The following is a 13,981-nucleotide window of genomic DNA, read 5'->3' as shown; positions in this document are numbered from 1 at the left end:
ATGCCAAATTCACCCACGAAAGTCCGTACGAACAACACACCGCTATCCCAAAAAGACGTAGCGCTCAAAGTGCTGACGTTTCAGGAGCTTTGGCGTGCATACCCGACCAAAGATCCATACGACGACCCTACTGGCGAGTACGAAAATCAATGCGCAATCCGGATGAGCGTAACGTTTCATTCGATTGGAAGCGACATGAAGTCGTTTTCGCAAAAAGTTCTGAAACCCATGCCAGGAAAGCGCACGCTGGGACGACTGATTCTCAATGGCAAGGCAACCGCGACGCGTGCTTACGAGTTGGCCGCGTGGTTGAAACTTCGACCGTTTCTCGGTTTGGGCAAGCCGGAAAACATCACCGGCCAGGATTGGCAAGACAGGATAAAAGGTCGAACCGGTATCATCTACTTTTTCGGCTACTGGCGACAAGACGGTGACCCTGCCGATGCACTGAGCGGTGGCCATATCGACCTGTGGAACAACGACACGCTTACGCCATCGGCAGTGTCGTTCTGGCGGTTTCGCATCGGCGTACGACGCATGATTAACCCCGTTGATTATCTTCGGGGAAGACGCGGGAATTGGTATTCAGACCTGGCGGACTCGAAAGAGATTCTCTTCTGGGAAGTTAAATGAAACGACTGGCAGTCGCTGTTCCCGGATTCCTTTGGGGTGTGCTCGTCACTTGGCTGTCGCTTTACACGTTCAGCCGAATTCACTGGCCAGCTACGCCAGCGCGTTCGACCGGCTGTAACGACATGGAACACTGCGCACCTCACGCAATGTTCATCGCGGGCCTGCTCGTGCTGACCTTGTGGCCTTCGGTCGTCCTTGCGCTAATCAACGCCCTGGCTTACCGCCGCTGGTCGTTGCGCAAATGGGGAGTCACCTTCGTTGCTGCGACGCTGTTTGTCGTCCTTTTTCATCTCGGAACCTACGCGGCACCCGCGCTCGGCATCTTCAATTAAGCCGGATTGTCGAAGCGGCGCAATTTCGTTGGCACGCTGTTTCGACCGTTTCAGCAATCCTTGTCGGCGACAGTTCCAGTGATGTTGCATCTACAACGGCCCCATTCGGATTGCCGGGACCGGTGATCATCGCAGTTGTTCACCGCACCGCTTCGAACGCACTGATCAGCAACGCCCCCGCCGCGATCACCGCGCACCCGGCCGCCCGGCGCGGTGTCAGCCGTTCGCCGAGATAGACGCGCGCAATCAGCGCCGCGAACACCACGCTCGTCTCCCGCAGCGCCGACACGGGGCCCATCGGCGCGCGATCCATCGCCCAGATCACGATGCCGTACGCGAGCGCCGCGAACACGCCGCCGCACGCGGCCTTCGCCGTTTCGCCGACGTCCTGCGTCAGCCGCAGCGGCCCCGCGCGCAGCCGGTAGTACGCAGCCATCATCGCGCCCGTCAGCACGAACATCCATGCGGTATAGCCGACCGTGTTGCCGCTCTCCCGCACACCGATCCCGTCGACCACGCTGTACGCCGCGATCGACACGCCCGTCGCGAACGCGGTCGGCAGCACTTGCGTCATCCGGTGCTTCGCGTCGCGCCCGCGCTCCAGCCCGATCGCCAGGATGCCCGCACAGATCAGCACGAGCCCGCCTTGCGCACCGGCGTTCAGGTGCTCGCCCGCGAACGCCGCCGCGCCGAGCGTGACGAGCAGCGGCGCGGTGCCGCGTGCAACCGGGTACGCGACGGTCAGGTCGCCGTGCTCATAAGCGCGCACGAGCAGCAACGTATAGACGACGTGGATCAAGGCCGACGCGACCACGTAAAGCCAGCTCGCGGGCGTGATCGGCGCGGCGGCCGGCAGAAACAACAGCGCGAACACCCCGATCGCGATCTGCAGCACCGTGGCCGAGCGCAACCGGTCGCCGCTGCTGCGGACGAGCGCATTCCATGACGCATGCAGGAACGCCGCGCACAGAACGGCAAACAGAACGGGGATCGGCACGCTGAAACCTCATTGACGGTTGGAAATCACGCGGCGGGCGCGACAGGCGTTCATCGTAGGAATGCGTAACCGAATTGTCAAAAAAGCGACGCACGGCGTCGCATGGACGAATGGGCCCGCCACGCCGTTTCGCCCGTCCTGCATGGCTTCGGCAGTTGCCCCCGGCCCGCCGTCGAATGTGACGCGGCGGTGGCACCCGGCCCGCCCCTTTCCGTTCTCTTTCGCATCTCGTTGCGTCGTAATGAAATCGATACCGCAACGCAACCATCGCGAAAACACTCCGTCCCCATATCTTCATACGCGGCTGTTTCAATGCGCGTGCTCTCTCACGAGCTCCGCGCCGAACCGACACGGCGACGGGGCCGCTCTCCACCATCGAAGACCTTACCTGGAGTTTCCCGATGTTCCGTCAAGCCATGCTCGTCACCGCCTGCGCAGCCGCAGCGCTGGCGCTGTTCGCCTGCGGCGGCAGCGACGATCCCACGTCGACGCCTGCCGTGTCGTCGCAAGATGCGCTGCAGACCGCCACGCCGATCAAGCACGTCGTCGTGATCTATGGCGAAAACATCTCGTTCGACCACTACTTCGGCACCTACCCGAACGCGACGAACCCGTCGGGCGAACCGGCATTCAACGCGAAGTCCGGCACGCCGACGCCGAACGGGCTGACGGGCACGCTGCTTACTGCGAACCCGAACTTCACGAACACGGCCAACGGCACCGACGCGGCGAACCCGTTCCGTCTCGACCGCACGCAGGCCGCGACCGCCGACCAGAACCACGCGTATACGGCCGAGGAACAGGCCGAGGACAACGGCCTCGCCGACCTGTTCCCGAAATACACGGGCAAGGGCTCGTCCGGCGGCGCCGGCGCGTTCGGCACGAAGGGCCAGGTGATGGGCTACTTCGACGGCAACACCGTGACCGCGCTGTGGAACTACGCGCAACGCTTCGCGATGAGCGACAACATGTACACGACGTCGTACGGTCCGTCGACGCCGGGTGCGCTGAACGTCGTGGCGGGCCAGACCAACGGGATGCAGATCGTCAAGTCGTCGAAGCAGCCGTCGACGCTCGCGTCCAGCTCGTACTACATCAATGACGGCCAGGGCGGCTTCACGATGATCAACGACGTCGACCCGGGCTTCGACGTGTGTTCGAGCACGACCGACCAGGCGATGATGGCCGGCAAGAACATCGGCGACCTGCTGAACGGCGCGAAGATCACGTGGGGCGGCTTCATGGGCGGCTTCAACCTGTCGACGACGAACGGCAACGGCACGACGGGCTGCGCGCGCAGCACGGTCGCCACCGCCGTGAACGCCGCGACGTCCGACTACATCCCGCACCACAACTGGTTCCAGTACTACGCGTCGACCGCGAACCCGCAGCACACGCGCCCCAGCTCGGTCGCGGCAATCGGGTCGAGCCTCCAGGCCGACGGCAAGACCGCCGAACCCGCGAACCACCAGTACGACACCGACGACTTCTTCGCGGCCGTGAAGGCTGGCAACTTCCCGTCGGTCAGCTACCTGAAGGCGCCGGCCGCGCAGGACGGGCATGCAGGCTATTCGGATCCGCTCGACGAGCAGGCGTTCGTGACGAAGGTCGTCAACTTCCTGCAGCAGCAGCCGGACTGGCAGAACACGGCCGTGATCGTCACCTATGACGACTCGGATGGCTGGTACGACCACGTGTACACGCCGCCGACGCGCGCATCGTCGGACCCGGTCGACCAGCTCAACGGCGCCGGCAAGTGCGGCACGGGCGGCACCACCGGCGTGAACGGCGCAACCGTGAACGGCCGCTGCGGCCCGGGCGTGCGCATTCCGCTGGTCGTGATCTCGCCGTACGCGAAGCAGAACTACGTCGACCACACGATGATCGACCAGTCGTCCGTCGTGCGCTTCATCGAGGACAACTGGCTCGGCGGCCAGCGTATCGGCGGCGGTTCGTTCGATGCGACCGCGGGCGACCTGCGCAACCTGTTCGACTTCACGTCGAAGCCGAACACGACGCCGCTCTACCTCGACCCGACGCTGGGCACCGCGCTGAGCGCTGCACCGTCGATCTGACCGTCACGGCATGACCGCATGGCCGGCGCATCGTGCGCCGGCCGTTTCCGTTTAACGCGCCGCCTCACGCGGCGCCCGATTTTCGACCGACAGCATGACAGCTCGCCCCGCGTTCCCGTCTCCCGACGCCTCCGGCAACCCCGCGCCGCGCGCCCCTTCCCGCCTGCTGCGCCGCACGGCGTTCGTGCTCGGCGCGGCCGTGATCGGCTACGGCGCGTTCGCGATCGCGTTTCCCGCGCAGGTGCCGGCGGCGATCGGCACCGTCGTCGCCGACTGGACGGGCGCGAATCCGCATCCGGTCGTCCTGCAGCGACCCGCTGCGCAACCTTTGTCGGCGGTCGCGCAGCTCGGGCGCGCGCTGTTCCACGACCCGTCGCTGTCCGCGTCGGGCAAGCAATCGTGCGCGTCGTGCCACAGCCCCGATCATGCGTACGGCCCGCCGAATGCGCTCGACGTGCAGCCGGGCGGCCTCGCGATGACGCAGCAGGGGTATCGCCCGCCGCCATCGCTGATGTACCTGTACCGCCAGCCGAATTTCAGCATCGGCCCCGACGCCGGTGAAAACGACGCCGCGCCGAGCGTCGCGCAACAGGCCGCTTCGGCGGCCGGCGTCGTCAAGGCGCAGAAGGTGGCCGGCACGTCGGCCGCACCGCAGCTCGTGCCGCAGGGCGGGATGTTCTGGGACGGTCGCGCCGATACGCTGCAGCAGCAGGCGTTCGGCCCGCTGCTGAATCCGGTCGAGATGGCGAACGCGAGCATCGATGATGTCGCGCACAAGCTCGCGCAGTCGTCGCACCGTGCGCAGCTGGAAAAACTGTTCGGCGCGCGCGTGTTCGACAGTCCGCAGCTCGCGGTGTCGGAGGCGATGTTCGCGATCGCGCGCTACCAGGTCGAGGATCCGTCGTTCCACCCGTACAACAGCAAGTACGACCGCTGGCTCGAAGGCCGCGCGCGCCTCACACAGGCCGAGCTGCGCGGGCTGCGCCTGTTCAACGATCCGGACAAGGCGAATTGCGCCGGCTGCCACCTGTCGAAGCCCGGCAAGGACGGGCTGCCGCCGATGTTTACCGATTACCAGTACGAGGCGCTCGGCGCGCCGCGCAACAAGGACCTGGCGCAGAACCGCAATCCGGCGTTCTACGATCTCGGCGTGTGCGGGCCGTTCCGCGACGACCTGAAGGACCAGACGCAGTACTGCGCGATGTTCCTGACGCCGACGCTGCGCAACTCGGCGACGCGCCACGTGTTCTTCCACAACGGCGTGTTCCACACGCTCGACCAGGTGATGGCGTTCTACAACGAGCGCAGCATCTCGCCGCAGAAGTTCTATTCGCGCGGTGCAGACGGCAAGGTCGACGAGTACGACGACATTCCGCCGAAATACCGCGCGAACGTCGACGTGACCGATGCGCCGTTCGACCGCAAGCCGGGCGACAAACCCGCGATGACGGCGCAGGACATCAAGGATATCGAAGCGTTTCTCGGCACGCTGAACGACGAGCCGGCGCAGCGCTGAGCGCCGATCGTGCGCCGCGCCGCATCAGCGGCGCGCGCGGATGCACAGGAAGGCCGGCGCCAGCGACAGCTCCGCATGGAGCCGTTCCGACACGGCCTGCATCTCCGGCAGCGGCGTCGGTTCGACGAACCGGTCGAGCCGCCAGCCGCTTTCCGCGACGGCATTCAGGATCTCGGCCAGCGGCCGCCGCCAGGCTTCGACGTAGGGCCTCGGCTCGCCGAACCCCGACCAGTGGAAGCCGAAGCGCGACGTGTCGAAGTACGTGCCGTCACCGCGCGTGCGTTCGTCCATCCAGTCTCGCATCGGATGCGCCATCGAGAACACCAGCGTGGCAGCCGGCCGCGCGACGCGCCGGAATTCGCGCAGCGTCGGCGCGAGATCGCGCACGTAGTCGAGCGCGAGCGAACACAGCACCTTGTCGACCGACTCGTCGGGCAGCCAGGCGAGCGGCGCCTCCAGGTCGCCTTCCATGACGTCGACAGCAAGCCCGGCGCAGCGCGTTCGTGCAAGCGCGACCATCTCCGGCGTGACGTCGAACGCATGCACGGCCGCGCCGTGGCGCGCCAGATGCTCGCTGCAGATGCCGGGCCCGCAGCCGGCGTCGAGCACCGTCAGGCCGCCGACATCGCCGAGCAGCGCCATCGTCGCCGGCCGTTCGTAGAGCGCGTTGTGCGCCTTCGTCGGCGCGATGTCCGCATAGCGTTGCGCGAAGCTCGCATAGGCGCGGCGGCCGGGAGGATCGTTCGGGTCGTTCGGTTCGGTCATGCGGCATCCGTCGGCAGGAATCGGGCGTGTCGATTCTGCCCGATCGGACGACGGATGGCGACCTGCCCTCGTGCCTGCGTCAGGACAGGCTGTCGAGCAACCGATACCAGGCGACCCCGGCCGCGATATAGAAGCGCTGCAGCCCGTGAAACGGAATCGGGCGGACCGGCGTGACCCGGAACGGCAACGGCAATTGCGCATCGCCGGACAGGTGTGCGGCCAGATGCTTGCCGAGTGTCGTCGCCATCGCGATGCCGCGCCCGTTGTAGCCGAGCGCGATCGTCACGCCGGGCGCGGGTTCGTGCACGTGCGGCAGGAAATCCGCGGTGATCGCGACGCGCCCCGCCCAGCGGTATTCGAACCGGACGCCCTTCAGTTGCGGATACAGCAGCAGCGTCGCACGCTCGAGATGACGCCAGTCGCTCGTCGCACGCGGCTCAGCGAACGGGCCACGGCCGCCCATCAGCAGCCGGCCGGCCGCGTCGCGACGGAAATACAGCAGCAGGCGCCGCGCGTCGGATGCGACCTCTCCGCCCGCCAGAATGTCGCGGCCGAGATCCGGCGGAAGCGGTTGCGTCGCGACGATGAAACTGTTCGCGGCGATCACCGACTGGTGCAAGCCGGGCCATAGCCCATCCGTGTAGCCGTTGGTCGCGATCACGACGCGCTCCGCCGACAGCGTCGCGCCGCCGGACGTCGCGATCCGCCAGCGGCCGTCAGCACGCGTCAGCCCGACGGCGCGCGTCAGCCCGTGTACGACCGCCCCGCTCGCCTGCGCGGCGCGCACGAGGCCGCGCGTATAGCCAAGCGGCTGCACGCTGCCCGCGCGGCGGTCGATCCAGCCGCCCGCATACGCTTGCGTGCCGAGCCGACGCGCGACGTCGTCGCGGCCGAGCACGTCGACCGGCGCGCCGCGCGCGGCCCACTGCTGCGCACGGCGTGCGACCGTCTCGAGCATCGCGGCGGTCGGCGCCGGCTGGATCCAGCCGGTGCGGCGCGCATCGCAGTCGATCGCGTGCCGCGCGATCAGGTCGAACACCGTGTCGGCCGCGCCGCCGACAATGCCGGCAAGCTGCTCGCCGGCCGTGTCGCCGAACCGGCGAACCAGTTCGTCGGGGTCGTATTTCAGCCCGGGGATCACCTGCCCGCCGTTGCGGCCCGACGCGCCCCAGCCCGGTTGCGCCCCCTCGATCACGCGCACGTTCACGCCGCGTTCGGCCAGGTGAAGTGCGGTCGACAGACCGGTGAAGCCCGCGCCGATGATCGCCACGTCGCACGACACGGAGGCGTCGAGCGCGGGCGTATCGGGCGCCGGTGCGGCGGTCGCCGCCCACAACGAATCCGGCCACTGGGAATCGGGCCATCCGGGTACCGCGTTCCTTGCGCTCATGTTCGATCCGGGGTGTCGGCGCCGTCCGCTGCCAGCAGACGACGCAGGAATTCCTGCGTGCGGGGATGCGTCGGCTGCGTGAGCACGTCGCGCGCCGGCCCGCTTTCGCAGATGGTGCCGTCGTGCAGGAAGCACACGCGATCGGCCACCTCGCGCGCGAACGCCATTTCGTGCGTGACGACCACCATGGTCATCCCGTCGCGCGCGAGCCCGCGCATCACGCCGAGGACTTCGCCGACAAGCTCGGGATCGAGCGCCGACGTCGGCTCGTCGAACAGGATCGCCTGCGGCTCCATCGCCAGCGCGCGTGCGATCGCGACGCGCTGCTGCTGCCCGCCCGACAGCTCGGACGGGTATGCATTCATCCGATGCGCGAGCCCGACCTTGTCGAGCAGCGCGCGGGCCTGCTCGCGCGCTTGTGCGGCCGGCCTGCGCCGCACGTGCACGGGCCCTTCCATCACGTTCTCGAGCGCCGTGCGGTGCGAGAACAGGTTGAAGCGCTGGAACACCATGCCGACCCGCATCCGCAGCTCGTGGATCCGCTTCGAATGCGCGTCGACCTTCACGCCGTCGATCGTGATCGCGCCTTCGTCGTAAGTCTCGAAGCCGTTGATACAGCGCAACACGGTCGACTTGCCGGAGCCGGACGGCCCGATCAGGCACACGACCTCGCCCTGCTGCACGTCGAGGCTCACGCCCTTCAGCACCGCGTGCTGATGAAACCGCTTGTGTAGCGAATCGATCCGGATCATGCGCCTCTCCTCAGCGCGAGCCGCTTGCCGAGCCGGTTCACGCCGAACATCAGCGGCAGGCCGAGCGCGAGATACAGCAGTGCGACGAGCGTATAGACGCTCATGTTCTGGAACGTCGACGACGCGATCAGCTGGCCGGCGCGCGTGATTTCGGCGACCGTGATCGTCGACGCGACCGATGAGTCCTTGAGCAGCATCACGAGCGTGTTGCCGTACGGCGGCAGCGCAATGCGGAACGCCTGCGGCAGCACCACGCGCCGCATGATCATCGGGCCGCGCATGCCGATCGCGTGCGCGGCCTCGATCTGGCCGCGGTCGATCGCCTCGATGCCGGCGCGGAAGTTCTCGGCCTGGTAGGCCGAGTATGCGATGCCGAGACCGAGCACGCCGGCCTGGAACGCCGACAATTGCACACCCAGATCGGGCAGCACGAAATACATGTAGAACAGCTGCACGATGATCGGCAGCCCGCGAATCACGTTGACGATCGTGCTGCCGGCGGCCGACACGGCACGATTGCGCGACACCTTCAGCAACGCGAGGGCCAGCCCGAGCACCGAGCTGAGCACGAACGCGCATGCCGTGATCTCGATCGTGACCACCGCGCCCTTCAGCAGGATCGGCAGGAAATCGATCGCATTCTGAAAAAACATGAGGTCTCCTATGCGACGTCCGGACGGCGCGCCGCAGCAGATGCCCGCACGACGCGGGCGGAATCGTTCGGGAATCCGGGCCGGAGGCTCAGCTCATGTGCCACTTCTGCAGGATCTGCTGCAGCGTGCCGTCGCTCTTCATCTTGCGGATCGCGCCGTTGAGCTGCTCGAGCGTCGCGGTGTCGCCCTTGCGGACGATGAAGCAGACCTGCCCCTTCACGACGCTCTGGTATTCGGGCACGAGCCGTACCTGGCGGTTGACGCCGTGCTCGATCTGGTACGCGACGATCGGCTGGTCGGCGAAGCCGGCCTTGATGCGCCCGAGCGCGACGTCGCGCATGATGTCGGCGATCGAATCGTAGGTCCGGACTTCCTTGAAGATGCCCTTCTTGTTGAGCGCATCGACGAACGCGGTGCCGACCTGCGCGCCGACCACCTGCCCCTTGAAATCGTCCATCGACGTATAGCGGCCCGGGTCGTCGGCCTTCACGATCAGGCCCTCGCCGAACGTATAGACCGTGTCGGAGAAATCGACCACCTGCTGACGCACGGGCGTCTTCAGCATCGCGGCCGAGATGATGTCGATCTTCTGCATGGTGAGCGACGGGATCAGCGCCGAGAACACGGTCTGCTGCACGTCGACGCGGAACCCGGCGGATTTCCCGGCCGCGGTGACGGCATCGACCATCATCCCCTGGATCGAATTGCTCTTGACGTCGAGAAACGTGAACGGCACGCCGGTGGCTGTCGCGCCGACCTTCAGCGTGGGCTCGGCCGCAACGGCGCTCGCCGAAGCCGCGGAGAGGACGATACAGGCGGCGAAACCGGCGGCCAGTGCGCCGAACCGCTTGATGAACGGAACCATGGTGTCTCCTTCTCGATAATCCGGTGCGCCGGCCGGCCGCTGATCGACACTGCGACGATGACTCGATCTTAAAACGAATCGAAAACATCGCAAAAAGATTTTTGAGTATCGATATTCGATACGCTATGATTTGATATCGAATCGATCCCGCCCCTTGCCATGGAAACATCGTCCGATCAGTCAAACGACCTGCTGTTCAACCAGTCGCTGGAGAAAGGGCTGAACGTGCTGCGCGCGTTCAGCGCGAAGCGGCGCACGATGACGCTGGCGGAAGTGGCCGACGCGGCCGGGATGACGAAAAGCTCGGCGCAGCGGATGGTCTATACGCTCGAGAAGCTCGGCTACATTCGCAAGCATCCGGTCACGCGGCGTTACCAGCTCACGCCGCACGTGATGCGGATCGGCTTCAACTATCTCGCGGCCGATACGCTGATCGACGTGGCGAATCCATTTCTGTCCGAGCTCACGAACGTGACCGGCGAAACCACCAATCTCACGGAGCCGGACGAAGACGAGATGGTGTATGTCGCGCGCTTCGTGTCGACGAAGTTCGTGCCGATCCACATGCCGATCGGAAGCCGCATCCCGATGTATTGCACCGGCTGCGGCCGCGCGTTCCTGAGCGCGCTGCCACCCGGCGACGCGCGCGCGCGGCTCGACGGCATGGTGCGCGCACCGCACACGCCGCGTACGGTCACGGCGCTCGACGAACTCGTCGCGCTGCTCGACGGCGCGCGGCTCGACGGCTACGCGACCAACCAGGAAGAACTGTTCATCGGTGACATGTCGATCGCGGCGCCCGTGCTCGGCAGCCAGGGGCAGCCGGTCGCGGCCGTGCACGTGGTTGCGCCGACGAGCCGCTGGACGTTCGACGACGCGCGCCGCAAGCTCGCGCCGGCCGTGATCGACTGCGCGCGCGGCATCAGTAACTCGATCCGGACGCTCGAGTAGCGCGCGCGAGATTGCAGACGGTGCGCCGTTGCGTTGCGCAACGGTGTCTGGACGCTACCGCGACTTCGGCGAAGTCTCGCTCCGATAGGTCCGGTTCGGGCGCAACACGAGCTGCTTGGCGACGACGTCCAGTTCTTTGCCGCAGTACAGAAATTTGCGCGATCCGTACGATATCGCGCGCCCGGTTCGTTGAAATGGCAGTGGTCGTAACAGGTACGCCCGTTGAACAGCATGGCATGCCCCGGTGCATCGCTCCACCCGGACACGTCGAACAGGATGACGCCCTGTCGGCCTGCCTCCCCGCTTCGCATTCCTCTCCCCCTCGTTTTCCCCGATCCCGTTCGACTTGACTCGGTTCCTCGGATCGTCAACACTTCGCACATCGCAAGTGTGATCACAGATCGCAGATCAAACCTCGGAGAACCCCGTCTTGGCGCCTCGTATCGTTCCGCCCGCACTGAAAGCCATCGAACAGGAAACGATGGCCGACAAGGTCTACCAGCAACTGCGCGAAGCGCTGATGAGCGGCCGTTTCGCGCCCGGCCAAGCGTTGAGCCTGCGCAGCGTCGCCGAGGCCGTCGGCTCGTCGACGATGCCCGTGCGCGCCGCACTCACGCGGTTGCGCGCCGAGCGCGCGCTGGTCGATGGCCCGAACCGCGCGCTCGTCGTGCCGCCGATGACGCTCGACATGCTCGACGAACTGCGCGACGTGCGGATCGCACTCGAAGGCTGCATCGCCGAGCGTGCGTGCGGCCGGATGACCGACACGCAGATCGCGGCCGTGCGCAAGACCTGCGAGACGATGCAGGCGCACGTCGAGGCAGGCCGCTCGCGGGCTTACCTGCAATGCAATTTCGCGTTCCACAGCGCGATCTACGCGCATGGCGCAAGCGAAAGCACGCTCGCGATCGTCGAGAACCTGTGGATGCGCGTCGGCCCCTTCCTGAACATGGTCGCGCTCGACATTCCGCACATGCGGCGCTCGATGGATGCGCACCGCGCAATCGTCGATGCGCTCGAACGGCGCGACGGTGCAGGCGTGCGGGCCGGTATCGCGCTCGACATCGGCGGCGCCGCACACGATCTCGCCGAAACGCTGCGGGCCGAACAGACTCCGCGAACCGTGAACGCAAAACCGTAGCGGCTGCGCGCCGCAACCGCCCGATCGCGCGCGGCCGCAATCCCACAACACCAACGATGGAGACAACCCGGCATGACAGCTTCCGACCTGCTGAAACCCTATGACGGCCTGCGCGTCCTCGTGACGGGCGGTGCGTCGGGCATCGGTCTTGAAATCGCAGATGCGTTCGCCGAATGCGGCGCGCACGTGCATGTATGCGACGCATCGCACGCTGCGATCGCGGCGCTCGCCGACCGGCCGCCACGCGCCGGGGCCGGCGCGATCAGTGCGACGCTGGCCGACGTATCCGATCCGGCCGCGGTCGAACGCGTGTTCGCCGACGTATCGGCCAGGCTCGGCGGCCTCGACGTGCTCGTCAACAACGCCGGCATCGCCGGTCCGACCGGCGGCATCGACGAAATCGACCCCGTGCAATGGGAACAAACCGTCGCGATCAACCTGAACGCGCAATTCCAGTTCGCGCGCCACGCGGTACCGCTCCTGCGCGATTCGAAACACGGCGGCGCGATCATCGCACTGTCGTCGGTCGCGGGCCGGCTCGGTTACGCGTTCCGCACCCCGTATGCGGCAACGAAATGGGCCGTGGTCGGCCTCGTGAAGAGCCTCGCGATCGAACTCGGCCCGCTCGGCATCCGCGTGAACGCGATTCAGCCCGGCATCGTGCGCGGGCCCCGGATGCGCCGCGTGATCGACGCGCGTGCGCAGCAGCTCGGCATCGGTTACGACGAAATGGAGAAGCGCTATCTGGAGAAGATCTCGCTGCGGCGCATGACCGATCCGGCCGAGATTGCCGCCACCGCGCTGTTCCTGTGCTCGCCGGGCGGCCACGGTATCACCGGGCAGGCGATCTCCGTCTGCGGCAACGTCGAAGTGCTGTGACGCCTCCTGCATCGCTCACCGAAAGGAATCCATCCGTGGCAAACGCTCGCAAAGTCATCATCACCTGTGCGCCGACCGGCGCGATCCATACGCCGTCGATGTCGCCGTACCTGCCCGTGACACCGCACGAAATCGAAACGGCCGCCGTCGCGGCCGCGCAGGCCGGTGCCGCGATCCTGCACCTGCACGCGCGCAATCCGTCCGACGGCAAACCGACGCAGGATCCGGCCGTGTTCGCCGAATTCCTGCCGCGCATCAAGGCGCAAACCGACGCCGTCATCAACCTCACGTCGGGCGGCAGCCCGCACATGACGGTCGACGAACGGTTGCAGCCCGCACTGCATTTCCAGCCCGAAGTCGCATCGTTGAACATGGGCTCGATGAACTTCGGGCTGTACCCGATGCTCGAGCGCTTTCGCGAACTGAAGCATCCGTGGGAACGCGAGCATCTCGAGAAGAGCCGCGATCTCGTATTCAAGAACACGTTCGCCGATATCGAGACGATCCTCACGCGCTGCGGGGCGAACGGCACGCGTTTCGAATTCGAGTGCTACGACATTTCGCATCTGTACAACCTCGCGCATTTTGTCGACCGCGGACTCGCGAAACCGCCGTTCTTCGTGCAAAGCGTGTTCGGCCTGCTCGGCGGGATCGGCGCACACCCGGAGGACCTGATGCACATGCGCCGCACGGCCGACCGCCTGTTCGGCAGCGATTACGTGTGGTCGATCCTCGGCGCCGGCCGCAACCAGATTCCGCTCGCGACGATCGGCGCAGCACAGGGCGCGAACGTGCGCGTCGGGCTCGAGGATTCGCTGTGGATCGCGCCCGGCAAGCTCGCGGAATCGAGCGCCGCGCAGGTACTGAAAATGCGTCAGGTGCTCGAAGGCCTGTCGCTGGAGATCGCGACGCCGGCCGAGGCGCGTGCGATGCTCGCACTCAAGGGCGGCGACGCGGTGAATTTCTGATCGCCGGGTAGCCCCCCAACACCAGAACCCGCAAGCGCAGTGACAAGGCGCCGGCCCGAGCCGG

General features: G+C 66.4%; 14 protein-coding genes. 8 read left to right on the top strand and 6 right to left on the bottom strand.

Annotated features, from left to right (window positions below):
* Entirely contained in the window at window positions 1–633 is a 633-nt protein-coding gene (locus OHZ10_RS26255; RefSeq protein WP_342704775.1) for a type VI secretion system amidase effector protein Tae4, read from the top strand.
* On the top strand, window positions 630–965 hold the full coding sequence (locus OHZ10_RS26250) for a hypothetical protein (protein ID WP_256086418.1): 336 nt from the start codon (window positions 630–632) through the stop codon (window positions 963–965). The genes OHZ10_RS26255 and OHZ10_RS26250 overlap by 4 nt, the downstream gene beginning before the upstream one ends.
* Window positions 966–1,104: 139 nt before the next feature.
* Here the strand turns inward: OHZ10_RS26250 and OHZ10_RS26245 are convergent, their stop codons facing one another.
* Complete coding sequence (locus OHZ10_RS26245; protein ID WP_256086419.1) at window positions 1,105–1,962, bottom strand: EamA family transporter; 858 nt, start codon at window positions 1,960–1,962, stop codon at window positions 1,105–1,107.
* Between the two features lie 401 nt (window positions 1,963–2,363).
* On the opposite strand from OHZ10_RS26245, the gene OHZ10_RS26240 reads away from it, so the two are divergent.
* Complete coding sequence (locus OHZ10_RS26240) at window positions 2,364–4,037, top strand: phospholipase C (protein ID WP_174992216.1); 1,674 nt, start codon at window positions 2,364–2,366, stop codon at window positions 4,035–4,037.
* A gap of 94 nt (window positions 4,038–4,131) precedes the next feature.
* Complete coding sequence (locus OHZ10_RS26235) at window positions 4,132–5,553, top strand: cytochrome-c peroxidase (RefSeq protein WP_174992217.1); 1,422 nt, start codon at window positions 4,132–4,134, stop codon at window positions 5,551–5,553.
* Window positions 5,554–5,577: 24 nt separating this feature from the next.
* Here the strand turns inward: OHZ10_RS26235 and OHZ10_RS26230 are convergent, their stop codons facing one another.
* From OHZ10_RS26230 to OHZ10_RS26210, 5 genes are all read right to left on the bottom strand, one after another.
* Window positions 5,578–6,318 (bottom strand): class I SAM-dependent methyltransferase, encoded by a 741-nt coding sequence (locus tag OHZ10_RS26230; RefSeq protein ID WP_059240628.1) that lies wholly within the window; start codon window positions 6,316–6,318, stop codon window positions 5,578–5,580.
* Window positions 6,319–6,397: 79 nt separating this feature from the next.
* Window positions 6,398–7,708, bottom strand: coding sequence for an FAD-binding oxidoreductase (locus tag OHZ10_RS26225; RefSeq protein ID WP_342704770.1), 1,311 nt, complete (start codon window positions 7,706–7,708; stop codon window positions 6,398–6,400).
* Window positions 7,705–8,460, bottom strand: a complete 756-nt coding sequence (locus tag OHZ10_RS26220; RefSeq protein WP_059240630.1) for an amino acid ABC transporter ATP-binding protein — start codon at window positions 8,458–8,460, stop codon at window positions 7,705–7,707. The genes OHZ10_RS26225 and OHZ10_RS26220 overlap by 4 nt, the downstream gene beginning before the upstream one ends.
* Complete coding sequence (locus OHZ10_RS26215; protein ID WP_059240631.1) at window positions 8,457–9,113, bottom strand: amino acid ABC transporter permease; 657 nt, start codon at window positions 9,111–9,113, stop codon at window positions 8,457–8,459. Before OHZ10_RS26215 ends, OHZ10_RS26220 begins: the two co-directional genes overlap by 4 nt.
* Before the next feature lie 88 nt (window positions 9,114–9,201).
* The gene (locus OHZ10_RS26210) at window positions 9,202–9,978 is read right to left on the bottom strand and encodes an ABC transporter substrate-binding protein (protein ID WP_342704769.1); all 777 of its coding nucleotides are present in this window, start codon (window positions 9,976–9,978) and stop codon (window positions 9,202–9,204) included.
* A 159-nt stretch (window positions 9,979–10,137) separates the two neighbouring features.
* Between OHZ10_RS26210 and OHZ10_RS26205 the strand changes: the two genes are divergently transcribed.
* The 4 genes from OHZ10_RS26205 (at window position 10,138) to OHZ10_RS26190 (ending at window position 13,917) form a co-directional block, all read left to right on the top strand.
* Window positions 10,138–10,929 carry an IclR family transcriptional regulator gene (locus tag OHZ10_RS26205; protein ID WP_174992220.1) on the top strand — a complete coding sequence of 264 codons (792 nt, stop codon included), beginning with the start codon at window positions 10,138–10,140 and terminating at the stop codon, window positions 10,927–10,929.
* Window positions 10,930–11,359: 430 nt separating this feature from the next.
* Window positions 11,360–12,070 carry a GntR family transcriptional regulator gene (locus OHZ10_RS26200; protein WP_340624990.1) on the top strand — a complete coding sequence of 237 codons (711 nt, stop codon included), beginning with the start codon at window positions 11,360–11,362 and terminating at the stop codon, window positions 12,068–12,070.
* A gap of 72 nt (window positions 12,071–12,142) precedes the next feature.
* Window positions 12,143–12,949 carry an SDR family oxidoreductase gene (locus tag OHZ10_RS26195; RefSeq protein ID WP_059240635.1) on the top strand — a complete coding sequence of 269 codons (807 nt, stop codon included), beginning with the start codon at window positions 12,143–12,145 and terminating at the stop codon, window positions 12,947–12,949.
* 35 nt (window positions 12,950–12,984) lie between these two features.
* Window positions 12,985–13,917 (top strand): 3-keto-5-aminohexanoate cleavage protein, encoded by a 933-nt coding sequence (locus OHZ10_RS26190; RefSeq protein ID WP_006482842.1) that lies wholly within the window; start codon window positions 12,985–12,987, stop codon window positions 13,915–13,917.
* Window positions 13,918–13,981 lie beyond the last annotated feature (64 nt).

Origin of the sequence: Burkholderia arboris (assembly GCF_038723655.1) — a bacterium.
In the GTDB taxonomy this organism is placed as follows: domain Bacteria; phylum Pseudomonadota; class Gammaproteobacteria; order Burkholderiales; family Burkholderiaceae; genus Burkholderia; species Burkholderia arboris.
The sequence above is the reverse complement of the archived record's forward strand: the minus strand, read 5'-3'. Positions and strand labels throughout refer to the sequence as shown.